Origin of the sequence: Shinella yambaruensis, from assembly GCF_022899355.1 — a bacterium.
GTDB lineage: Bacteria > Pseudomonadota > Alphaproteobacteria > Rhizobiales > Rhizobiaceae > Shinella > Shinella yambaruensis.
In genome coordinates, this window is sequence record NZ_JALJCK010000014.1 from 138,132 (window position 1) to 160,041 (window position 21,910).

The window sequence follows — 21,910 nt, forward strand, 5'->3', positions numbered from 1 at the left end:
AGGCAGAGGGATCTTTGCAGCCGATCGCGCTACGCTAGCGGGAAGATGAGCCCCTGGCGGCGCCGGGCCGGTTGCCTGCATGATGCGGAGCAGGTAAAGCCAGAACCTCCCGCCATGCCTTGCATCCTACCCCTCCCAGCCCGCAGGTCCTCCGCCTTGTCCTCTTCCCGTCCCGTCTTCGACCGTTCGTTCTCCGCCTTCCTCTTCGACATGGACGGCACGATCATCAACTCCATTCCGGCCACCGAGCGCGTCTGGACGCGTTGGGCGCTGAAGCACGGGCTGGACGTGGCGACCTTCCTGCCGACCATGCATGGCGTGCGCGGCATCGACACGATCACGCGGCTCGGCCTGCCGGGCGTCGATCCCGTCGCCGAGGCCAAGGAGGTCGAGCGCGAGGAGATGGAGGATGTCGAGGGCGTGCTGCCGATCCCGGGCGCGATCGCCTTCCTTTCCGCCCTGCCGGCCGGCCGCTGGGGCATCGTCACCTCGGCGCCGGTGGCGCTCGCCCATCGCCGCCTCGCCGCCGCCGGCATTCCGCTGCCCGCGGTCATCGTGACGGCCGACGACGTGACGCGCGGCAAGCCGGCACCGGACGGCTACCGGCTGGGCGCCGAGCGGCTCGGCTTCGACCCGGCCGATTGCCTCGTCTTCGAGGACGTGCCGGCGGGCATTCTTGCCGGCGAGGGCGCCGGCGCCCATGTCGTGGTGATGACCGCGACGCACCATCACCCCATCGAGACCGGCCATCCGACGCTGCAGAGCTACGAGGGCATCACCACGCAAGCCGATGCGGACGGCCGGTTGACGCTGCTGCGGGCGGCGGGCTGACACGCAGGCTCCCGTTTCACGAAACAGGAAAGCCGGGATGTCTCCATCCCGGCTTCCGGCTGCTGACAAATCCGCCAAGCTCCCCTTTGTCATGGCCGCCCATAACCCATTGAAAAATGGATCCTCGGGCCAAGCCCGAGGATGACGGAGAGCTTGGGGCGATGTTTGTTCGAGAGCGCGGTCAGCCCTCGAAGAACTCCTTCATCCGCGCGAAGAAGCCGGCGGATTCCGGGTTGTTGTCCTTCGAGGAGATTTCCTCGAATTCCTTGAGCAGCTCGCGCTGGCGCTTGGTCAGCTTCTGCGGCGTCTCGATCTGGATCTGGATGTAGAGATCGCCGACCTGCGTGGAGCGCAGCACCGGCATGCCCTTGCCCTTGAGGCGAAACTGGCGGCCGGCCTGGGTGCCCTCGGGCACCGAGACGCGTGACTTGGTGCCGTCGAGCGTCGCCACGTCGAAGGTGCCGCCGAGCGCCGCCGTCGTCATGGAGATGGGCACGGTGCAGTAGAGGTCCGCCCCGTCGCGCTGGTAGAATTCATGCGGCTTCACCGACAGGAAGATGTAGAGATCGCCCGCAGGCCCCCCGCGCACGCCCGCCTCGCCCTCGCCGGAGAGCCGGATGCGCGTGCCGTCCTCGATGCCGGCCGGGATGTTGACCGACAGCGAGCGCTCTTCCGTGACGCGGCCATGGCCGTGGCACTTGGTGCAGGGATCGCTGATCGTCTGGCCGCGGCCATGGCAGGTCGGGCAGGTGCGCTCGATCGAGAAGAAGCCCTGTGCGGCGCGCACGCGGCCGGAGCCCTGGCAGGTGGCGCAGGTCTTCGGGCTGGTGCCGGGCTTGGCGCCGGACCCGGAACAGACGTCGCAGGTGATCGACGTCGGCACGCGGATCTGCGCCGTCTTGCCGGCATAGGCCTCTTCCAGCGAGATCTCCATGTTGTAGCGCAGGTCGCCGCCGCGTTCGCGGCCGCCGGCCGAGCGCCGCTGGCGCCCGCCACCCATCATCTCGCCGAAAATGTCCTCGAAGATGTCGGAGAAGCCACCGCCCTGGAAACCGCCGCCGCCGAAGCCGCCGCCCATGCCGCCCTGCTCGAAGGCCGCATGGCCGTAACGGTCATAGGCCGCGCGCTTCTGCGGGTCCTTGAGCGTGTCATACGCCTCGTTGACGTCCTTGAACTTCTGCTCGGCGGAGGCATCGCCCGGATTCTTGTCCGGGTGGTACTTCATCGCCATCTTGCGGAAGGCGCTCTTCAGCTCCTTCTCGTCGGCGCTCTTGGAAACACCCAGCGTCTCGTAAAAATCAGCTTTTGCCATTCGGGTTCACGTCCGTTTCGTGGGAACGGTCTTCTTGTTATGGACCTGGAAGCTTGCCTTAGCCTGCATGCCTGAAAAGCGCGCATGCAAAAGGCGGAAGCCGGAGCGAAGGAAAAGCCAAGACATCGTCGCCGCGGTAAACGGGAGTGATCATCTTGTCTTTTTCCCTTCGCGCTGACTTCCGCCTTCTCGCTATCCGTTGCACCGGCCGCGAGAGAGCGCGGCCGGCAGTTCAGGAGGCTCAGGCCGACTTCTTGCGGTCGTCCTCGTCCTTGACTTCCTCGTAGTCGGCATCGACGACATTGTCGCCGGCCTCGCCCGAGGCAGAAGAAGCGTTCTCCTCGGCCTGCTGGGCCTCGTAGATCGCCTGACCGAGCTTCATGGAGACTTCCATGAGCGTGTTGGTCTTCGCCTTGATGTCGTCCGCATCGGGCTCGGAAGCCTCGACGGCGGTCTTCAGCGCGGCGATGGCGTCCTCGATGGCCTTGCGGTCGGCCTCGGAAACCTTGTCGCCATATTCCTTCAGCGACTTTTCCGAGGAGTGGATCAGGCTTTCGGCCTGGTTCTTCGCCTCGACGCCCTCGCGGCGCTTCTTGTCGGCCTCGGCATTGGCCTCGGCGTCCTTGACCATCTTCTCGATGTCGGCGTCGGAAAGACCGCCGGAGGCCTGGATGCGGATCTGGTGCTCCTTGCCGGTGCCCTTGTCCTTGGCCGAGACCTGCACGATGCCATTGGCGTCGATGTCGAAGGTGACTTCGATCTGCGGCATGCCGCGCGGGGCCGGCGGAATGCCGACGAGGTCGAACTGGCCGAGCAGCTTGTTGTCGGCGGCCATTTCACGCTCGCCCTGCGAGACGCGGATGGTCACGGCCGACTGGTTGTCCTCGGCGGTCGAGAAGGTCTGGCTCTTCTTCGTCGGGATCGTCGTGTTGCGCTCGATCAGACGGGTGAAGACGCCGCCCAGCGTTTCGATGCCGAGAGACAGCGGGGTCACGTCGAGGAGGAGGACGTCCTTGACGTCGCCCTGCAGAACGCCGGCCTGGATGGCGGCGCCCATGGCGACCACTTCATCCGGGTTGACGCCCTTGTGCGGCTCCTTGCCGAACAGCTGCTTGACGGTTTCCTGCACCTTCGGCATGCGGCTCATGCCGCCGACGAGAACGACCTCGTCGATCTCGGCCGCCGAAACGCCGGCATCCTTGAGGGCTGCCTTGCAGGGCGCGACGGTGCGCTGGATGAGGTCATCGACGAGCGCCTCGAACTTGGCGCGGGTCAGCTTCATCGTCAGGTGCTTCGGACCGGTCGCATCCGCCGTGATGAACGGCAGGTTGATCTCGGTCTGCTGCGAGGACGAGAGCTCGATCTTGGCCTTCTCGGCGGCTTCCTTGAGGCGCTGAAGGGCGAGCTTGTCGTTCTTCAGGTCGACGCCCTGGTCCTTCTTGAACTCGTCGGCGAGGTAGTTGACCAGACGCATGTCGAAGTCTTCACCGCCGAGGAAGGTGTCGCCGTTCGTCGACTTCACCTCGAAGACGCCGTCGCCGATTTCCAGCACCGAGATGTCGAACGTGCCGCCGCCAAGGTCGTAGACGGCGATGGTCTTGCCGTCCTTCTTGTCGAGGCCGTAGGCGAGCGCGGCGGCCGTCGGCTCGTTGATGATGCGCAGCACTTCAAGACCCGCGATCTTGCCGGCATCCTTGGTCGCCTGGCGCTGCGCGTCGTTGAAGTAGGCCGGAACCGTGATGACGGCCTGGGTGACGGTCTCGCCGAGATAGGATTCGGCGGTTTCCTTCATCTTCTGCAGGATCATCGCGGAGATCTGCGAGGGGGAATAGCCCTTGCCGCGGGCATCGACCCAGGCATCGCCATTGTCGCCCTTGACGATCTTGTAGGGAACGAGACCCTTGTCCTTCTCGACGAGCTTATCGTCGTAGCGGCGGCCGATGAGGCGCTTGACGGCGAAGAGGGTGTTTTCCGGGTTGGTGACCGCCTGGCGCTTGGCCGGCTGGCCGGTCAGCCGCTCACCGTCTTCGGTGAAGGCGACCATGGAAGGCGTCGTGCGCGCGCCTTCGGCATTTTCGATAACTTTCGCGTCCTTGCCATCCATGACGGCGACGCAGGAATTGGTCGTCCCGAGGTCGATACCGATTACTTTAGCCATGTCATTCTCTCCTTGAAGCGAACTGCCGGAACCCATTCAGGCATTCGATTGGCAGCCCCTAATGGTATGGTCTTCACGAAAGCATGGGCCGCAGCCCTGCCTTGCGGCGTATATAAGGAGCCCTCCAGACGACTGCAAGACATTGCCGGGCCGCAAAGCTCGCAAAATCAGCGCGTCCGATGGACTTGGTGTACCGCCCTCGCAACCCGCAATCAACCACAATCCTCTCCGGTGTTTCAAGCAACGGCTCGAGGTCTTGGCGGCTTCCGGAGAGATGGGATCTTAAGACCCGGAAATGTAGAACATCCGGCATGGACGGAGGTGTCGAATAGAGAGCGACGGAAGGAAACATATAATATTTTCCTTCACTTGTACGCAGTGTAAAATTTTTCTCCAGGTAAATTTATCCCCGTCTTCGACAACGCGCACACACCGCAAGTATACGAAACGGTTGAGGGACTGATACGGGCCAACGAAGCAACGGCACAGGAGGCGATGCTCCGAGCGCTCCAGTTAAAATTACCTCGGACCGGTATCGGGCCGTTTGCAAAGGAGTGGATTGCCGCACCAGCAACCAATAAGTGGCTTACCAGAGCGGAACAGGCGGATATTGATCGCATAGGCTGGGCGTACGCATGTCATTGGTGTGGTACAAAGACGTCGGGAACGCCACAGGGCCATTTTGTCGGCGACCATCAGGTGCCAAAATCGTTGGGCAAACCTAGCAGGATTTATCCACACTGCTGGTGGTGCAGCAAATCACAAGGCGGCTTGATATCAAAGGCAAGTCATTGAGGTCATGTCTGTTGAAACGCTTACAATCGCTCCAGAATATCTTAGCATCTATATCGCCGGCCGCACCGGTGTCGATATTCCAATGCACATGGATCGACAGGGAATCTTTGCATCGTCTCAGTGTATAAACGTTCCTGCCTATGACTGGAACCATGGAGACACGAATGTCACTTTCGGCCCGTTCGATGAGCTGAATGAAACAGCCGAACCGGCATTTGATGGATTTCTCGAAACTTCACACAAGCGGCTTATTGTTTTTGTCGCAACAGTATCTGATTACGTCAGCACAACAGTTCCATCAACAAAAACGCGAATCCGCATTTGGCTCGATCATCCAATTGAGCCTTCAAATGTCGTTATTGCTTGTGGATAAGAAATCTAGTAATGTTCTGCGGCACTACTATTGCAAATTACATTTAATATAGAAAATAATTTTATAAATGGCACGACGTTATGACTGCATAGAACCATAACATGTTTATTATCTCCTGGAGACAGAAAGGCACGCTTGGCGAGAAGATGCTGCTCAAAGGAGGTGGGACACCCTAGAATAGCTACTCTTCGCTTCAGCATCACCGCCTTAATACAGCAGAATTTATCTGGCAAACCGGGATATACGCGACATTCCTTACAATCTCAGGGAAAAAATTCATTCCATCGACTCCTGACTGCATCATGATGGCGACACCAGTTTTTCCGTTGGAGAAGCTTCGGAAATAACCATGTCGACGCCCCCGACATTCGACGGGTTTCTCGACACGCCCGACAAGAGGCTTGTCTTCTTCGATGCCAACGAGCCGGAGTTTGCCAGCGTATCGGTGCCTACCGTCAAAACGCGCATACGGATCTGGATCGATCACCCGAGGGAGCCGGAAAATGTCGTCATCGCCTTCGGATGAACGCGACCGTCAGCCCCCCAGCAGCACGTCGAGAAGCGTCGTCCGGCGCGTGCCGGTCTGTCCCTGCTGGCCGACGTCTGCGGGCGGCGTAAGGCCGTCGTCGAGCGGAACGGCGCCCGTCTCGCCGTTCGCCATCGCCTGCCCGTCGCGGGCGGGCTCGTTGCCCAGCGTGCGGGAGATGATGTCGAAGAGCTGGTCGCCTTCCGGGGCCGGTTCCGTCCCGTCCACGACAGGATCTCCGCCGGCCGTGCCGAAGAGCGGCGAGGGCGAAAGACCCTCGTGGGCGGCGGTCATGAACTGGCTCCAGGCCTTCGCGGGAAGCCCGCCGCCCGTCACCTTCTTCATCGACTTGCCGTCGTCGTTGCCGAACCAGACGCCGGTCGTCAGGTTGCTGGTGTAGCCGACGAAGAGCGCGTCGCGGAAGGACTGCGTCGTGCCCGACTTGCCGGCCGCCGGCCAGCCGGGGATGCGGGCGTTCTTGCCGGTGCCCTCGGTGATGACGCGCATCATCATGCCGTTCATCTGGGAGACGACGCCGGGTTCCAATACGCGCGGCGGGTTGTCGTAGGTGTTTTCGTAGAGCACCCGGCCGTCGGCCGTCGAAATGCGGCGGATGATGTGCGGCGTCGCCTTGTAGCCGCCGTTCATGAAGGGAGCGTAGGCGGCGGTCAGCTCGACCAGCGTCACCTCCGACGTGCCGAGCGCGATCGAGGCGTTCGACTGAAGCTCCGATTCGATGCCGAGCCTGCGGGCGAGTTTTATGACGTCGTCCGGGCCGACCTCCATGACGAGCTGCGCGGCAATCGTGTTCAGCGACTGGGCGAGCGCGGAGGAGAGCGTCACCTCGCCGCGATATTTCTGGTCGTAGTTCTCCGGCGTCCACTTGCCGATCCTGACCGGCGCGTCGTTGCGCACGGAAAGCGGCGAGCGGCCGGCTTCCAGCGCCGCCGCATAGACGAAGGGCTTGAAGGCGGAGCCCGGCTGGCGCTTGGCCTTGGAGGCGCGGTCGAACTGGCTTTCCGCATAGTCCCGCCCGCCGACGAGGGCCCGGATGGCGCCGGTGCCGTCGATCGAGACGAGGGCGGCCTGCGAGGCGTTCGACTTTTCGCCCTCCTTGTCGAGGAGCGCGGTGATCGCCTCGTCGGCCTTCTTCTCGAGGTCGAGGTCGATCGTCGTATCGATGACGAGGTCCTCGGTGATGTCGCCGATCATGCCCGGCAGCTGGGCCATGACCATGTCGGCGGCATAATGCTGGGCGCCGGACCAGTAGCTCTTCGCCCGCGCCGGCGTCTGCGACATGGCGGTCTTGATCTCGGTGTCGGTGACGAAGCCCTCTTCGCGCATCGCGCCGAGCACGACCTGCGCACGCGCTTCCGCCGCCTCCGGGTCGCGTGCCGGGGAGAGGCGCGAGGGCGCCTTCAGGAGGCCGGCGAGAAGGGCGGCCTCGCCGAGATTGACGTCCCGCGCCGACTTGTTGAAGTAGCGCCGCGCGGCGGCCTCGACGCCGTAGGAATTCGAGCCGAAGAAGACGCGGTTGAGATACATCGCCAGGATCTGGTCCTTGGAATATTTGTGCTCCAGCCAGAAGGCGAGCAGAACTTCCTGAACCTTGCGCTCCAGCGTGCGCTCCGGCGAGAGGAACATGTTCTTGGCGAGCTGCTGGGTCAGCGTCGAGCCGCCCTGCACCATGCGGCCGGTGGTGATGTTGGTCAGCATCGCGCGGGCGAGGCCGAGCGGATCGATGCCGAAATGCGAATAGAAACGCCGATCCTCGATGGCGATGACGGCCTGCGGGATATAGGGCGACATGTTCTCCAGCGACAGCGCCTCGCCGCCGGTCACGCCGCGATTGGCGATGATGTCGCCGCTGACGGCGAGGATCTTCAGGTTCGGCGGCCGGTCGGGGATCGACCAGCTCGTGGCGCTCGGCATGCGCGCGCCGTAGTAGAGGACGAGGCCGCCGACGCCGATGGCGCCCCAGATGCCGAGCACGACGCACCAGTAGAAGAGCCGGCGGAAAAGGCCGAAGAAACCGCCGCCGGCCGCCCGCCGGCGCCCGCCGGAGCCGCGCCCCGGCCGCTCGGCCCTCGGTGGCTTGCCGCGCCCCTTGCGGCCGCCGCCTGCCACGCGATCTCCCGCGCCGACATGGAAATCATCCTCGTCGTCGTGCCCCCCCGATCCCCGGAAGGACGGTTCGATGCGCTGGGATTTGCGATTGGCTGCCATAAGCGGTCGGATACACCTCGAAAACGTCGCCGTCCGGTGGACCTTAAATGCGGCGATTTAAGGGGTCGTTAAGAAGCGGTGAACGCGCAGGCGACAGTTTGAGGGGGATTTGAGAGAAGATCGGGCGGCCTTGCGGGCCGCCCGGGATATCGCGTTCCGGTCCTGCGCCGTTGCCGGCGCAGACCGTTCAGGCACGTTTACCTTGCTCAATAGTAAGGCGAGAGGCACTCGCGGCGGCCGCCATAGTTGGGCTGGAACGTGTTGTCGTAGGCCCGGTACGAGCGGTAGCGCGCATAGCACCATTCGGTGTGGCGCGGATTGATGCCCTCGTAGCGCGGCCGGGCATAGCCGTCATTGGCGATCGCGCCGCCGATGATCGCACCCGCACCGAAGGCGGCCAGCGGATACCACCAGCCATCCGAATGGCGGCGATAGCCGCGACGTTCGTAGCGATAGCCGCGATGGCCATTGTGCCAGCCGCGGCGCTCGCGCCACTGGACCTGCTGGACATCGCTCGCCTGAGAAGCGCCGACCTTCGGCATCGGCACGGCAAAGGCCGGTGCGGATACGAATGTCGTGGCGAACATGGCGACGGCCATGGCAGCGGCAATGCCGCCCTTGATCGTTGTCTTCATGTCGGTCTCCCTTGGATTGTCACTGTTTCACAGTGATCAAGACGGATGACAGCATGAAACAATTCGACTGAATGCAGGATGAACCGAACTTCTCCATCGCCTCAGTCCTCGCCGTTGCCCAGCCGGCTGAGGAAACGCTGCCGTTCGAAGACGAGGATGACCACCAGCGCCATGATGAAGGGGATGATCAGGTAGAACAGCCGGAAGACGGCGAGCGCGGCCAGCACCGCCGCCGGATCCATGTCCGGCAGGCCGGCGATGAAGACGAGCTCCAGGACGCCGATGCCGCCCGGCGCATGGGACAGCAGCGCCACCGAGAAGGAGGCGAGGAAGATGCCGAGCACGACGAAGAAGCCCGGATTGCCCTCCGCCGGCAGCACGAAATAGATGATCGCCGCCGCGCCGATCAGCTCGATCGGCGCGATGATGAGCTGGCGGAAGACCAGCGAGGGCTTGGGATATTCCAGCTTCAGCCAGCGCGTATTGATCGGCCGGAAGCCGACGAGGCTGCCCACCACATAGAGCACGACCAGCGCCAGGATGAAGACACCGGTCGAGAACGCCGCCTCGATCGGCAGGAATTCGGCGAACCGCCCGACAATCTCCGGCTCCAGCACCAGCACCAGGCCGAACAGCATGACCGTGCCGAGCGCGAAGGTGAAGGAGCAGAAGGCGACGAGGACGCCCACCTCCGATCCGGTCAGCCCCTTCGACGTATAGGCGCGGTAGCGCACCAGCGCGCCGGAGAACACCGAGGCACCGATATTGTGCGACAGCGCATAGGTGGTGAAGGACGTGATGGTGATGAACCACAGCGAGATGCGATGGCCGAGATGCTCGAGCGCCAGGTGGTCGTAGGCGGCGAGCGCCGCATAGGCGACGAGCGTGGCGCCGCAGGCCAGCAGCCAGCCGGAGACCGGAATGGCATGGAGGCTCGCCATGAACTCGTCGAGCGACAGGCCGCGGAGATCCTTGTAGAGGATATAGACCGACAGGATGATCGCGGCGGTGCTGACGAGCGGCCAGAAGAACTTTTTCAGCCGCTTCATCCCGCCTTCCCCCCTGCTCCCGGCGCCCCACAGCCCGGGCAGCGAGGTGTTCTCGCAATCTTTCCTGACGCCATTCTCACCCTTTCCCCATGTCCGGGCCGTCGTCGCCTGTCCGCGCGCGGTCCTTGTCTTTTGAGGAAACCAGCATTTCCGTTCCGTCCGGTTAATGCTGGCCTCCCATGTCATCACATCTGTGTCAGCGCGCCGCGAGCGCCGAAAGAATGCGCACCCACGAGCGGATGCCCTTTTCGAAGGAGCGCAGCTCGTATTTCTCGTTCGGCGAATGGATGCGGTCATCCGACAGCGCAAAGCCGACAAGCAAGGATTCCATGCCGAGCATCTTCTGGAAATCGCCAACGATCGGGATGGAGCCGCCCATGCCGATGACGACGGCGGGCTTCGGCCATTCGTCCGAGAGCGCGCTCTTCGCCTTGCCGAGCAGCGCGGAATCGTAGGGTAGCTGGATGGCCGGCGAGCCGCCATGGGCATGGAACGTCACCGAGCAGTCCGCCGGGACGCGCGCCCGCACATAGGCGCGGAACGCATCGCGGATCTTCGCCGGATCCTGCTTGCCGACGAGGCGGAAGGAGACCTTTGCCGAGGCTTCGGCGGCGATCACCGTCTTGAAGCCCTCGCCCGTATAGCCGCCGGTGATGCCGTTGACCTCGGCGGTCGGGCGCGCCCAGGTGAGCTCCAGCACGGAGCGGCCCTTTTCCCCCGAGGGGATCGACAGGCCGATCTCGCCGAGGAAGCTCTCGGCCGTCTTGCCGAGCGTCTCCCACGCCGCCTTGATCTGGCTCGGCGTTTCCTCGACGCCGTCATAGAAGCCGTCGAGCGTCACGCGGCCGGTCTCGTCGTGCAGGCCGGCGAGGATATTCGACAGGATATGGATCGGGTTTGCCGCAGCCCCGCCGAAATAGCCCGAATGCAGGTCCCGGTCGGCCGCCTTGATGACGATCTCCTCGCCGACGAGGCCGCGCAGGCCCGCGGAGATGGCCGGCGTGTCGGCATCCCACATGCTGGTATCGCAGACGAGGGCGAAATCGGCCGTCAGCTCGGCGGCATTGGCCTCGAGGAACGGCTTGAGCGAGGGCGAGCCGGATTCCTCCTCGCCCTCGAAGAGGATGGTGACGCGGCAGGGCAGGCTGCCCGCCGTTTCCTTGTAGGCGCGGCAGGCTTCCACGAATGTCAGGAGCTGGCCCTTGTCGTCCGACGTGCCGCGGCCGGTGATGATACGCCGGCCCTTGCCGGCATCGCGCACCGCCGGCTCGAAGGGATCGTGGTCCCACAGGTTCAGCGGGTCGACCGGCTGGACGTCGTAGTGGCCGTAGAAGAGCACATGCGGCGCATCGGGCTTCGCGCCGTCGTGATGGGCGACCACCATCGGATGGCCGGGCGTGTCGCGCACCGTCGCGTCGAAACCGAGCGAGCGCAGCTCCTTGACCAGCCATTCGGCCGCCCGCCGGCACTCCGCCTTGAAGGCCGGATCGGTGGAGATGGACTTGATGCGCACCAGCTCGAACAGGCGTTCGAGGCTGGCCGGAACGCCGGCGCTGGCGCGATCGAGAACGGGCAGGATGTTGGTCATGGATGAACCCCCAGGACATGGTGCGGGCGCGCTCTTGCGGTGCAACATGCAGCAAATCAAATGAATTTCGGCGCGACATTAGACCGATCGGCTCGGTCAGGGCAAATCGTATGACGATCAGAGGCGCGGATCGCGGCCGAGATTGGCGAGCACCATGCGCATATACTCCAGGAGCAGCTCCCGCTCGAAGCGCCGGAAGCCCCGGAAGAGCGCGTCCTCGGTGGCCAAGGCCGCCGCCATCGCGGTCTCGCGCAGCGCCTTGCCGCGGCTCGTCAGGAAGACGAGCTGGGCCCGCCTGTCCTTCGGGTGGCGCCGGCGGGAGATGAGCCCGTCGCGCTGCATGCGGGCGAGCGTGCTGGCCATGGTCGCCTGTTCGATGTCGAGCCGGTCGAGAAGCTCGCGCTGGGTGAGGCCGTCGCCGCTCCACAGCTCCAGGAGGACCGGGAACTGGCCGGGCGCGAAACCGGCCCCGTCCGCCCGTGCCTGAAGGGCGCGGGACGCCGCCTTCGCCAGGAGATTGGCGAGGTACGCTGCCGACTCCTTCCGGTCAAATTCCATGGGGCGAAAGCTAAGCCGGTTTTGGGCGGAAGACAATGGATCGCAGGCGATGCTTTGGCGAGCGGGAGAGCTCCCCGGCCTCTCCCTGCACTCGCCCCATTCAGCGACGCGGCCCCAGAAACGAGAAGCCGCCGACGACAGGAGGCTTGTCGCGGCGGCTTCTTCGAATGATGGACAAAGGCCCGGAGAGGGGGATGAGGCCTTTGTCCTTTGTCTGGCGCGGCGGGGGACAGGCCGGGTGCCAGACAACGGCTTTGATCAGGTGCCGATGAACAATATCTGTGGGTTCGAATGTGGCTTTTCAAGGGTTTCAAGCGCCCGGGAAAATTACAAATCGGTAACGTTCGTGTGAGGCTTCCCGGCCACTGGAAAGGCCTGTTTGCCCACAATGAAAGATGGACGCGGAAAGCCGCCCGCGCTATCCATTCACCCCATGAAAAAAGGTGATCATCTCTTCCTCGTCGACGGCTCGGGCTTCATCTTCCGCGCCTTCCACGCCATCCCGCCGCTCAACCGCAAATCGGACGGGCTGCCGGTCAATGCCGTCTCGGGTTTCTGCAACATGCTGTGGAAGCTCCTGAAGGATGCGCGCAACACCGATGTGGGCGTGACGCCGACCCATTTCGCGGTCATCTTCGACTATTCGTCGAAAACCTTCCGCAACGACCTCTACGACCTCTACAAGGCGAACCGCACGGCACCGCCCGAGGACCTGATCCCGCAGTTCGGCCTGATCCGCCACGCGACGCGCGCCTTCAACCTGCCCTGCATCGAGAAGGAAGGTTTTGAGGCCGACGACCTGATCGCCACCTATGCCCGCCTTGCGGAGGCGGACGGCGCGGATGTCACCATCGTCTCCTCCGACAAGGACCTCATGCAGCTCGTGACTGAGAACGTCTCGATGTATGACGGCATGAAGGACAAGCAGATCTCCATCCCGGAAGTCGTCGAGAAATGGGGCGTGCCGCCGGCAAAGATGATCGACCTCCAGTCGCTGACCGGCGATTCGACCGACAATATCCCGGGCGTTCCCGGCATCGGCCCGAAGACCGCCGCGCAGCTCCTCGAGGAATATGGCGACCTCGACACGCTGCTTGCCCGCGCCGAGGAGATCAAGCAGGCCAAACGCCGCGAGAACATCATCGCCAACCGCGAGCTCGTGCTGCTCTCCCGCCAGCTCGTCACGCTGAAGACCGATACGCCGCTCGACACGCCGCTCGACGACCTGATCCTGCATCCGCAGGACGGGCCACGGCTGATCGCCTTCCTGAAGGCGATGGAATTCACCACGCTGACGCGCCGTGTCGCCGAAGCCTGCGATTGCGACGCGGGCGCCATCGCGCCGGCGGACGTGCCGGTCGAATGGGGCGCCGAGGCGCATGGCCCGGACCTCGACAAGGGCGACGTCGCCGGCCCCGCCCTCGTGCTCGATGGCAAGGAGACGGCGGCCGAGGCCGCCGCGACGCTGCTGCCCACCGCCGGCGCGGATGGCGACACGCCCTCGGCGCTCGCCAGGGCCCGCGCCGAACGCTTTTCGGCCGCCCCCATCGACCATGCCGGCTACGAGACCGTGCGGAATATCGAGACGCTGGACCGCTGGATCGCCGCCGCGCGCGAGACCGGCCTCGTCGGCTTCGACACCGAGACGACCTCGCTCGACGCCATGCAGGCGGAGCTTTGCGGCTTCTCCCTTGCGATCGCCGACAATGCCAAGGACCCGACAGGCACCGTCATCCGCGCCTGCTACGTGCCGCTCAACCACAAGAACGGCGTCGGCGACCTGCTCGGCGGCGGGCTCGCCGAGGGGCAGATCCCGATCCGGCCGGCGCTGGAACGGCTGAAAAGCCTGCTGGAGGACCCTTCCGTCCTGAAGGTCGCGCAGAACCTCAAATACGATTACCTCGTCATGCGCCGCCACGGCATCACCGTTCAGGGTTTCGACGATACGATGCTGATGTCCTACGCGCTCGACGCGGGTGCCGGCACGCACGGCATGGACACGCTCTCCGAACGCTGGCTCGGCCACAAGCCGATTTCCTACAAGGACGTCGCCGGCTCGGGCAAGGGCGCGCAGACCTTCGACATGGTGGATATTTCCCGCGCCACGGCCTATGCGGCGGAAGACGCCGACGTGACGCTGCGCCTCTGGCACGTCTTGAAGCCGCGGCTCGCCGCCAACCGCATGACCACCGTCTACGAGCGGCTGGAGCGCCCGCTGGTGCCCGTGCTCGCCCGCATGGAGGAGCGCGGCATCACCATCGACCGCCAGGTGCTGTCCCGCCTTTCCGGCGAACTCGCGCAGGGTGCCGCCGGCCTCGAGGAGGAGATCTACGAGCTTGCCGGCGAACGCTTCAACATCGGCTCGCCGAAACAGCTCGGCGACATCCTGTTCGGCAAGATGGGCCTGCCCGGCGCCTCCAAGACGAAGACCGGCCAGTGGTCGACCTCCGCACAGGTGCTGGAGGACCTCGCCGCCCAGGGCATTCCCTTGCCGCGCAAGATCGTCGACTGGCGCCAGCTCACCAAGCTGAAATCCACCTATACGGACGCCCTGCCCGGCTTCGTGCATCCCGACACGAAGCGCGTGCACACGTCCTACGCGCTCGCCGCCACGACGACCGGCCGCCTCTCCTCCTCCGATCCCAACCTGCAGAACATCCCGGTGCGCACGGCGGAAGGCCGCAAGATCCGCACGGCCTTCATCTCGACGCCCGGCCACAAGCTGGTCTCGGCCGACTACAGCCAGATCGAACTGCGCGTGCTCGCCCATGTCGCCGACATCCCGCAGCTGAAACAGGCCTTTGCCGACGGCATCGACATCCATGCCATGACGGCGTCCGAAATGTTCGGCGTCCCGGTGGACGGCATGCCCCCGGAGGTCCGCCGCCGCGCCAAGGCGATCAATTTCGGCATCATCTACGGCATCTCGGCCTTCGGCCTTGCCAACCAGCTCTCCATCGAGCGCTCGGAGGCCGGCGACTACATCAAGAAATATTTCGAGCGCTTCCCGGGCATCAAGGACTACATGGACCAGACCAAGGCCTTCGCCCGCGAGAACGGCTATGTCGAAACCATCTTCGGCCGCCGCGCGCATTACCCGGAGATCAAGTCGTCCAATCCCTCGGTGCGCGCCTTCAACGAACGCGCCGCGATCAATGCCCCGATCCAGGGCTCGGCCGCCGACATCATCCGCCGCGCCATGGTCAAGATGGAGCCGGCGCTCGCCGCCGCCGGCCTTTCCGCCCGCATGCTGCTGCAGGTGCATGACGAACTGATCTTCGAGGTCGAGGACGGCGAGGTGGAAAAGGCGATCCCCGTCATCATCGGCGTGATGGAAAACGCCTCCCTGCCGGCGCTCGCGATGAAGGTGCCGTTGAAGGTGGATGCACGGGCGGCGCACAATTGGGACGAGGCGCACTGAGGGCAGCGAACGGCCCCTCATCCGCCTGCCGGCACCTTCTCCCCGCAGGCGGGGAGAAGGGATCGAGGAGCAAAGCTTCCCTTCCCAACCAAGTTCATTGTTTGGGAAACCCGTGCGACATATGCCTTCTCCCCGCCTGCGGGGAGAAGGTCGCGGCAGCGGGATGAGGGGCCGCTACGCCTCCGCGATCTCCGCATGTCCCGTCTGGATGTTCCAGAGATTGCGATAAAGCCCCGGCCGCTCCACAAGCGCGCCGTGCGAGCCCGACTGGATCACCCGGCCCGCCTCCATCACATGGATGGCGTCGGCATGCACCACCGTGCTCAGCCGGTGCGCGACGAGGATGACCGTGCGCCTGCCCTTCATCCTGGCGAGCGAGCGCTGGATCGCCGCCTCCGTCTCGTTGTCGACGGCGCTCGTCGCCTCGTCGAGGATGAGGATCGCCGGATCGATCAGCAGCGCGCGGGCGAGCGCGATGCGCTGGCGCTGGCCGCCCGAGAGCTTCTGGCCGTATTCGCCGATCTGGCTTTCGTAGCCGTCCGGCAGGTCGCGGATGAAGCCGTCGGCCTCCGCCATGCGCGCGGCGGCCTCGACCGCCTCGCGGCTCGCGCCCGGCCGGCCATAGGCGATGTTGTCGGCGATCGAGCCGGAAAACAGTGTCACCTCCTGCGGCACCCAGGCCATGCTCTTGCGCAGACATTCGCCGGACCAGTCGGCGAGCGGCACGCCGTCGAGGAGGATGCGGCCCTTCTGCGGGCGGATGAAGAGGCCGAGCAGCTTGATCAGCGTCGACTTGCCGCTGCCCGTGGGCCCGACGAGGGCGACCGTCTCGCCCGCCTTGATGGCGAGGTTGATGTCGGTGACGCCGCCGGGGCTCGTCGCATAGCGGAAGGTAACGCCGTCGATCTCGAAGCGGCCGGAGACCTTTGCCTCGTGCGTGCCGTGCGGTTCGCCGCGCGGCTCGTCGAGCAGGCGCAGGATGCGGCGCGTCGAGGCCATGGCACGCTCGTAGAGGTCGGCGATCTCGGCAAGGCCGGTCATCGGCCAGAGCAGGCGCTGGGTGAGGAAGACGAGCAAGCCATAGGCGCCGACCTGCATCTCACCGTTCAGCGTCAGCCAGCCGCCGATCAGGAAGGTGGCGAGGAAGCCGGACAGGATCGCCATGCGGATGATCGGGATGAAGGCGGAGGAGACGCGGATCGCCGCCCGGTTCGCCTCGACATAGCCGCGGCTTTCCGCCGTCAGCGCCGCCGTCTCGCGCGCCTCGGCGCCGAAGGCGCGGATGGTCTGGAGGCCCTGCAGGTTGGTGGTGAGCCGCGCGCCGAGCCCGCCGGCCCGCGCCCGCACCGCATCGTAGCGCGCCTGCGCCCGCCGCTGGAACCAGAAGGCGCCGGCGATGATCGCCGGCACCGGCGTGAAGGCGATGACGGCGATCAGCGGGCTGACGATGAAGAACACCGCGCCGACCAGGATGACGGCGGAAAAGGTCTGGATCAGCTCGTTCGCGCCACGATCGAGGAAGCGTTCGAGCTGGTTGATGTCGTCGTTCAGCACGGCGACGAGGTCGCCGGAGCGGTTCTCCTCGTAAAAGCTCGACGGCAGGTGCTGGGCGTGGTCATAACAGAGGATGCGCAGGCGATGCTGCACGTCCTGCGCCAGGCCCCGCCAGAGAATCTGGTAGAAATATTCGAACAGCGATTCGCCGAACCAGATGAGGAAGGTGGCGATGCCGAGCAGGGTGAGCTGGTGCACGGGATCGGTGATGCCGACCTGCGCCACGAAGGAATCCTTGCCGCGCACCACCACGTCGAGCGCGATGCCGATCAGGATCTCCGGCATGACGTCGAAGATCTTGTTGATGACCGACGAGGCGACCGCCCGCATCACGCGGCCCTTCTCGTCGCTGACGAGCGACAGGAGAACACGCAGCGGATGGCGCTTGCCGGAGGAAAGGGGAGCGGACGTCTCGGGAGCGGGCATGGAAGGAACCTGTTGTCGGGACCGGCCGATCCATCGGACGGCCCTCCGCCTCTAGAACATTTTGCAGCGGAGTGGAATCGCCCGGGCCGCATGCCTGGGCGGATACAGGCCGAAACGGCACCGGGACGTCGTATTCTCTCAATTCATTCCACGAAAAGACGGGCCGCCTTAACACCGCCTTAAGATCGTGTGCGTCTTGATCGGCTCCCAAGCACGGGTGCAATACCCCACGGAACCAACCGGCGCCCGGCCGGAACGGAGGCAGGCGTGCAATCCCTATCTGGCGCGGCGGCGCGCTTTCGACTGGTGGCGGCCATGGCGGCCCTGATTCTTCCCGTTCAGGCGAGCGCGGCATGCCTCAGCGGTGTGAACCTCGCCGGCGCCGAATTCGGCGAGGGGCGCGGCACCTTCGGCAAGGACTATACCTATCCGTCCGCCGAAACGATCGCCTATTTCGCCGGCAAGGGCTTCAATGCCGTGCGCCTTCCCTTCAAATGGGAACGGCTGCAGCCGCGGCTGAACCGCGGCTTCGACAAGGCGGAGCGCAAGCGGCTCATCGACACCGTCAAGGCGCTGCGCGGCGCCGGCCTGACCGTCATCCTCGACCCGCACAACTACGCCTATTACGGTGACAAGCAGGTCGGCTCGGCCGAGGTGCCCGACAGCGCCTTCGCCGATTTCTGGCGCCGGCTCGCCGAGGACTACAAGGACGACGGCGGCGTGCAATTCGGCCTGATGAACGAGCCGCACGACGTATCCGCCCCGCAGTGGCTCGCCTCCGCCAATGCGGCGATCGCGGCGATCCGCGAGGCGGGCGCGAAGAACCTCGTGCTCGTGCCGGGCACGATCTGGACGGGGGCGCACAGCTGGGAAGAGGAGCGGGAGGGCGGCGCCAACGGCACCGTCATGCTCGGCATCGAGGACCCCGCCGACAACCACGCCTACGAGGTGCACCAGTATCTCGACGCCGATTTTTCTGGCAAGGCGGACACCTGCACGCGGGCGGACGACGCCGTGGCCGCGCTGGAGCGCTTCACCGACTGGCTGAAGCGCAACAACAAGCGCGGCTTCCTCGGCGAATTCGGCGGCGCGGCGGACAAGGCCTGCCTCGACGGGCTCGCCCGCATGACCGCGCTGGTCGGCAAGGAAAGCGCGGTCTGGACCGGCTGGGCCTATTGGGCGGGCGGCGACTGGTGGCCGGCGACGGAGCCGCTCAACATCCAGCCGACCGCCGACGGAGACCGGCCCCAGCTTGCCGCGCTCATCGCCGGCGGCGGACTGCCGGCCAGGGCTGGCACCTGCGCGGCGCTTCCCTGACCCGCCGGCTCCGGCACGATGTCGGAGCGGTCATGTCCCGCTGCCTTTGCCCGACCACAGGAAATCATCGATGATTTCCTGTAGCAGAGACTGTCCTACCTCAGAAGAAGACGTGCAGCGGCCACTGGACCGGGCGGCGGGAGGAGGAAAGCCGGCTGCCTTCGAGCGGCAGCCTGTCTTCCGTCGCGCGGCCGGCCGTGTCGTCGCTTGCGGATTGCTCGTCCTTCGGCTGGAAGCCGACCGGGTAGAGGTTGAAGTAACCAAGCGTCACGCCGCCGAGATAGATCATGCGGTAGGCTCCCGTTCCGTTTAACGTCCCGGTCAACATCATGGCGGAATCGTGGCACCTGTCAATAGTCTATAGAATTGGTGCTCTATTCCGCCCTTGAAACGCACCGCGCCGAGGGAGTACGAGGCAGCCTGACGCCACCGGGAAGACGCCTTGTACACGCTGGACCAGACAGAGCTGTTCGAAGAGGAAATCCGCAAGAGCCGGTTCCGCGCGATCGCCTGCCCCGTCGAGAGCGAGGCCGAGGCGAAGGCCCGGCTGGCCGAGGTCTCGGACCCCGCGGCCAACCACAATTGCTGGGCCCTGCGCATCGGCCAGACCTACCGCTTCAGCGACGACGGCGAGCCGAGCGGCACGGCCGGAAAGCCGATCCTGCAGGCGATCGACGGCCAGGCGCTCGACCGCACGCTCGTCGTCGTCACCCGCTGGTTCGGCGGCATCCTGCTCGGCAGCGGCGGGCTCATCCGCGCCTATGGCGGCACGGCGGCCGCCTGCCTGCGCGCCGCCGCCAAGACCGAATATGTCGAGCGCGTCGCGCTGTCCGTCTCGCTCGGCTTTTCCGATCTCGCGCTGGTCAAGGCGCGGCTTTCCGCCCTCGCCGGCCTCGTGATGGACGAGGAGACCTTTCACGCGCGGGGCGCGCGCCTTGCCTTCCGCGTGCCGGCGGAAAAGGCGGAGGAGATCGGCCGGATGATCGCGGACCTGACGAGCGGGCGCGCCGGGATCGGCAAGTAGACGGTTCGGACGCAAACCGCGGCACTCCCTTGCCGGAATGGCGCCGGGGCCGGAAATTTGCCCTTCCGGTCAAAAGAAATCCCCTTCCATTTCCCGCCGGCTTCGCGGAACGGTTTGGCGCGTCATCCACAAGCCGCCGAAAGCCTTCATCCCGCCGGCGCAAAGGGCGCAAAGATGCGCTTCCGCGCGGACGGCAGGCGACGGCGGGCCGCTATAGGCAAGGCGTTTTTTTCGTTCTATCTACCGCCTCGGACATATTTTCGCGGGGGCTATCCTGCGATCCCCGCATGAAAGAGAGGACGATCCCCATGAGCCTGCGCATCAACGACATCGCTCCGGACTTCACCGCCGAGACCACCATCGGCCCGGTCAGCTTCCACGACTTTATCGGCGACGGCTGGGCGGTGCTCTTCTCGCACCCCAAGAACTTCACCCCGGTCTGCACCACCGAGCTCGGCGCCATGGCCGGCGTCGAGGGCGAGTTCCGCAAGCGCGGCGTGAAGATCATCGGCATCTCGGTCGATCCGGTCGACAGCCACGCCAAGTGGAAGGACGACATCCGCACCGCCACGGGGTTCGACGTCGAGTACCCGCTGATCGGCGACAAGGACCTGAAGGTGGCGAAGCTCTATGACATGCTGCCGGCCGCCGCCGGCGACACGTCGGAAGGCCGCACGCCCGCCGACAATGCCACCGTGCGCTCCGTCTTCGTCATCGGCCCGGACAAGAAGATCAAGCTGATCCTCACCTACCCGATGACGACGGGCCGCAACTTCGCGGAGATCCTGCGCGCGATCGATTCGATCCAGCTCACCAGCAGGCACCAGGTGGCGACGCCTGCCAACTGGCAGCAGGGCGAAGACGTGATCATCACCGCCGCCGTCTCCAACGAGGACGCCATCACCCGCTTCGGCGCCTTCGACACCGTCCTGCCCTACCTGCGCAAGACGAAGCAGCCGGCCGCCTGATCCGGCATTGCGCCTCCGCCCTCCAGGCAGCGGAGGCCCGTGTGAAACGAGGCGTTGCCTCTTGCCCTTTCTCCCCGGCGGGGAGAAGGGAAGAGCGGGGCCGCCGCGCCGTTTCCGGGGCGGAGATGGATGCCTCCTGCCTCAGACCGGCTCCCAGCCGTCCTTCTCGCTGGCGCGGTAGATGGCGTCGATGAGCCTCTGGTTGAGGCGCGAGTTTTCCAGCGACACGACCTCCTCGTCCCCTCCGAGCGCCGCCCGTGTGAAGGCCTCGGCCTCGCGCCTGTACTGGCGGGCATCCTGGAAGCGGAAGAGCTGGCTTTCGCTGTGGCTCTGGTTGGTGAGCTCGATCTCCTCCGCCCCGTAGCGATCGGCATTGAAGGGCGACTTCACCTCGATGAAGCCCTTGTCGCCGTGGAAGACCATGACCTGGCGTTGGGCGAGCTGGGTGGAGACGTAGAAGGAGAGCTCGAAGTCGCCGAAATCGGCGCGCACGCTCGAATAGATGTCCGTGCCGAATTCCGGGTCGCGCTCCGTGCTCGCCTGCACGCGGACCGGCTCCTTGCCGGTGGAAAAGCGCGTGGTGATGGTCGGGTAGACGCCGATGTCGGGCAGGCCGCCGCCGCCGAGCGCCGGCACGTTGCGCATGTTGCCGGGGTCGCGGTTGAAATAGGTGAAGGCGCCCTGCACATGGCGCAGCCGGCCGATCGCGCCTTCGGCAAGCAGCGCGCGGACCTTCCGCCAGACGGGGCTGTAGGTGACCATGAAGGCTTCCGAGATCAGCACCCCGTTGCGGTCGCGCGCGGCGATCAGCGCGTCGATCTCCCCGGCCTTGAGCGCGATCGGCTTTTCGCACAGCACATGTTTTCCCGCATCCGCCGCCTTGATCGACCATTCCACATGCTGGGACGTCGGCAGCGGGATATAGACGGCGTCGATCGTGTCCGAGGCCAGCATCTCCTCGTAGGAGCCGAAGGCATGCGGCACCGAGAAGCGGTCGGCCATGGCGCGGGCCTTGGCGAGGTCACGGCTGGCAATGGCGGTGATGACGCAGTTTTCCGCGTCCTGGATGGCCGGCACGACGAGTTCGCGGCCGATCTTGGCCGTCGACAGGATTCCGAAACGCAGCATGATGATCTCTCCCTGATTGCG

General features: G+C 65.1%; 17 protein-coding genes. 7 read left to right on the forward strand and 10 right to left on the reverse strand.

Annotated elements, in window-relative coordinates; genetic code table 11:
• The first annotated feature begins 156 nt into the window (after positions 1-156).
• Entirely contained in the window at positions 157-831 is a 675-nt protein-coding gene (locus tag MUU56_RS27255; protein ID WP_244770412.1) for an HAD-IA family hydrolase, read from the forward strand.
• Between the two features lie 181 nt (positions 832-1,012).
• Here MUU56_RS27255 and dnaJ read toward each other — a convergent pair whose 3' ends face one another.
• Both dnaJ and dnaK read right to left on the reverse strand, forming a co-directional pair.
• Positions 1,013-2,143 (reverse strand): molecular chaperone DnaJ, encoded by a 1,131-nt coding sequence (gene dnaJ / locus MUU56_RS27260; RefSeq protein WP_244770413.1) that lies wholly within the window; start codon positions 2,141-2,143, stop codon positions 1,013-1,015.
• 241 nt (positions 2,144-2,384) lie between these two features.
• Entirely contained in the window at positions 2,385-4,301 is a 1,917-nt protein-coding gene (dnaK, locus tag MUU56_RS27265) for a molecular chaperone DnaK (protein ID WP_064332092.1), read from the reverse strand.
• A gap of 799 nt (positions 4,302-5,100) precedes the next feature.
• On the opposite strand from dnaK, the gene MUU56_RS27270 reads away from it, so the two are divergent.
• Together MUU56_RS27270 and MUU56_RS27275 are read left to right on the forward strand one after the other, a co-directional pair.
• On the forward strand, positions 5,101-5,469 hold the full coding sequence (locus MUU56_RS27270) for a hypothetical protein (RefSeq protein ID WP_244770414.1): 369 nt from the start codon (positions 5,101-5,103) through the stop codon (positions 5,467-5,469).
• 349 nt (positions 5,470-5,818) lie between these two features.
• Positions 5,819-5,995 carry a hypothetical protein gene (locus tag MUU56_RS27275; protein WP_244770415.1) on the forward strand — a complete coding sequence of 59 codons (177 nt, stop codon included), beginning with the start codon at positions 5,819-5,821 and terminating at the stop codon, positions 5,993-5,995.
• A 9-nt stretch (positions 5,996-6,004) separates the two neighbouring features.
• On the opposite strand, the gene MUU56_RS27280 is transcribed toward MUU56_RS27275, so the two are convergent.
• The 5 genes from MUU56_RS27280 to MUU56_RS27300 all read right to left on the reverse strand — a co-directional run bounded on the left by MUU56_RS27280 (position 6,005) and on the right by MUU56_RS27300 (position 12,051).
• Positions 6,005-8,221: a transglycosylase domain-containing protein gene (locus tag MUU56_RS27280; RefSeq protein WP_244770416.1), complete on the reverse strand. Its 2,217-nt coding sequence runs from the start codon at positions 8,219-8,221 to the stop codon at positions 6,005-6,007.
• A gap of 206 nt (positions 8,222-8,427) precedes the next feature.
• Positions 8,428-8,856: a BA14K family protein gene (locus MUU56_RS27285; RefSeq protein WP_398432458.1), complete on the reverse strand. Its 429-nt coding sequence runs from the start codon at positions 8,854-8,856 to the stop codon at positions 8,428-8,430.
• A 101-nt stretch (positions 8,857-8,957) separates the two neighbouring features.
• A complete protein-coding gene (locus MUU56_RS27290) occupies positions 8,958-9,905 on the reverse strand; it encodes a lysylphosphatidylglycerol synthase domain-containing protein (RefSeq protein WP_244770417.1) in 948 nt (315 codons plus the stop codon).
• A gap of 196 nt (positions 9,906-10,101) precedes the next feature.
• Complete coding sequence (locus tag MUU56_RS27295; RefSeq protein WP_244770418.1) at positions 10,102-11,493, reverse strand: dipeptidase; 1,392 nt, start codon at positions 11,491-11,493, stop codon at positions 10,102-10,104.
• 117 nt (positions 11,494-11,610) lie between these two features.
• The gene (locus tag MUU56_RS27300) at positions 11,611-12,051 is read right to left on the reverse strand and encodes a MarR family winged helix-turn-helix transcriptional regulator (protein ID WP_244770419.1); all 441 of its coding nucleotides are present in this window, start codon (positions 12,049-12,051) and stop codon (positions 11,611-11,613) included.
• A 433-nt stretch (positions 12,052-12,484) separates the two neighbouring features.
• Here MUU56_RS27300 and polA point away from each other — a divergent pair, with 433 nt between their 5' ends.
• On the forward strand, positions 12,485-15,472 hold the full coding sequence (gene polA, locus MUU56_RS27305) for a DNA polymerase I (protein ID WP_244770420.1): 2,988 nt from the start codon (positions 12,485-12,487) through the stop codon (positions 15,470-15,472).
• A gap of 174 nt (positions 15,473-15,646) precedes the next feature.
• Here polA and MUU56_RS27310 read toward each other — a convergent pair whose 3' ends face one another.
• Positions 15,647-17,452 (reverse strand): ABC transporter ATP-binding protein, encoded by a 1,806-nt coding sequence (locus MUU56_RS27310; RefSeq protein ID WP_244770421.1) that lies wholly within the window; start codon positions 17,450-17,452, stop codon positions 15,647-15,649.
• A gap of 315 nt (positions 17,453-17,767) precedes the next feature.
• Here MUU56_RS27310 and MUU56_RS27315 point away from each other — a divergent pair, with 315 nt between their 5' ends.
• Entirely contained in the window at positions 17,768-18,769 is a 1,002-nt protein-coding gene (locus MUU56_RS27315) for a glycoside hydrolase family 5 protein (protein ID WP_280531199.1), read from the forward strand.
• A gap of 100 nt (positions 18,770-18,869) precedes the next feature.
• On the opposite strand, the gene MUU56_RS27320 is transcribed toward MUU56_RS27315, so the two are convergent.
• Entirely contained in the window at positions 18,870-19,058 is a 189-nt protein-coding gene (locus tag MUU56_RS27320; protein WP_244770423.1) for a hypothetical protein, read from the reverse strand.
• A gap of 153 nt (positions 19,059-19,211) precedes the next feature.
• Here MUU56_RS27320 and MUU56_RS27325 point away from each other — a divergent pair, with 153 nt between their 5' ends.
• Complete coding sequence (locus MUU56_RS27325) at positions 19,212-19,793, forward strand: IMPACT family protein (protein WP_244770424.1); 582 nt, start codon at positions 19,212-19,214, stop codon at positions 19,791-19,793.
• 308 nt (positions 19,794-20,101) lie between these two features.
• Positions 20,102-20,761: a peroxiredoxin gene (locus MUU56_RS27330; RefSeq protein WP_244770425.1), complete on the forward strand. Its 660-nt coding sequence runs from the start codon at positions 20,102-20,104 to the stop codon at positions 20,759-20,761.
• A gap of 141 nt (positions 20,762-20,902) precedes the next feature.
• Here the strand turns inward: MUU56_RS27330 and MUU56_RS27335 are convergent, their stop codons facing one another.
• On the reverse strand, positions 20,903-21,889 hold the full coding sequence (locus MUU56_RS27335; protein ID WP_244770426.1) for a Gfo/Idh/MocA family protein: 987 nt from the start codon (positions 21,887-21,889) through the stop codon (positions 20,903-20,905).
• Positions 21,890-21,910 lie beyond the last annotated feature (21 nt).

Excerpts from the sequence above, each read along its gene's own strand:
- dnaK (WP_064332092.1), bottom strand. The coding sequence starts at position 4,301 with ATGGCTAAAGTAATCGGTATCGACCTCGGGACGACCAATTCCTGCGTC.
- polA (WP_244770420.1), top strand. The coding sequence starts at position 12,485 with ATGAAAAAAGGTGATCATCTCTTCCTCGTCGACGGCTCGGGCTTCATC.
- MUU56_RS27290 (WP_244770417.1), bottom strand. The coding sequence starts at position 9,905 with ATGAAGCGGCTGAAAAAGTTCTTCTGGCCGCTCGTCAGCACCGCCGCG.
- MUU56_RS27295 (WP_244770418.1), bottom strand. The coding sequence starts at position 11,493 with ATGACCAACATCCTGCCCGTTCTCGATCGCGCCAGCGCCGGCGTTCCG.
- MUU56_RS27280 (WP_244770416.1), bottom strand. The coding sequence starts at position 8,221 with ATGGCAGCCAATCGCAAATCCCAGCGCATCGAACCGTCCTTCCGGGGA.
- MUU56_RS27275 (WP_244770415.1), top strand. The coding sequence starts at position 5,819 with ATGTCGACGCCCCCGACATTCGACGGGTTTCTCGACACGCCCGACAAG.
- MUU56_RS27330 (WP_244770425.1), top strand. The coding sequence starts at position 20,102 with ATGAGCCTGCGCATCAACGACATCGCTCCGGACTTCACCGCCGAGACC.
- MUU56_RS27310 (WP_244770421.1), bottom strand. The coding sequence starts at position 17,452 with ATGCCCGCTCCCGAGACGTCCGCTCCCCTTTCCTCCGGCAAGCGCCAT.
- MUU56_RS27320 (WP_244770423.1), bottom strand. The coding sequence starts at position 19,058 with ATGATCTATCTCGGCGGCGTGACGCTTGGTTACTTCAACCTCTACCCG.
- dnaJ (WP_244770413.1), bottom strand. The coding sequence starts at position 2,143 with ATGGCAAAAGCTGATTTTTACGAGACGCTGGGTGTTTCCAAGAGCGCC.
- MUU56_RS27285 (WP_398432458.1), bottom strand. The coding sequence starts at position 8,856 with ATGAAGACAACGATCAAGGGCGGCATTGCCGCTGCCATGGCCGTCGCC.
- MUU56_RS27315 (WP_280531199.1), top strand. The coding sequence starts at position 17,768 with ATGGCGGCCCTGATTCTTCCCGTTCAGGCGAGCGCGGCATGCCTCAGC.
- MUU56_RS27335 (WP_244770426.1), bottom strand. The coding sequence starts at position 21,889 with ATGCTGCGTTTCGGAATCCTGTCGACGGCCAAGATCGGCCGCGAACTC.
- MUU56_RS27300 (WP_244770419.1), bottom strand. The coding sequence starts at position 12,051 with ATGGAATTTGACCGGAAGGAGTCGGCAGCGTACCTCGCCAATCTCCTG.
- MUU56_RS27270 (WP_244770414.1), top strand. The coding sequence starts at position 5,101 with ATGTCTGTTGAAACGCTTACAATCGCTCCAGAATATCTTAGCATCTAT.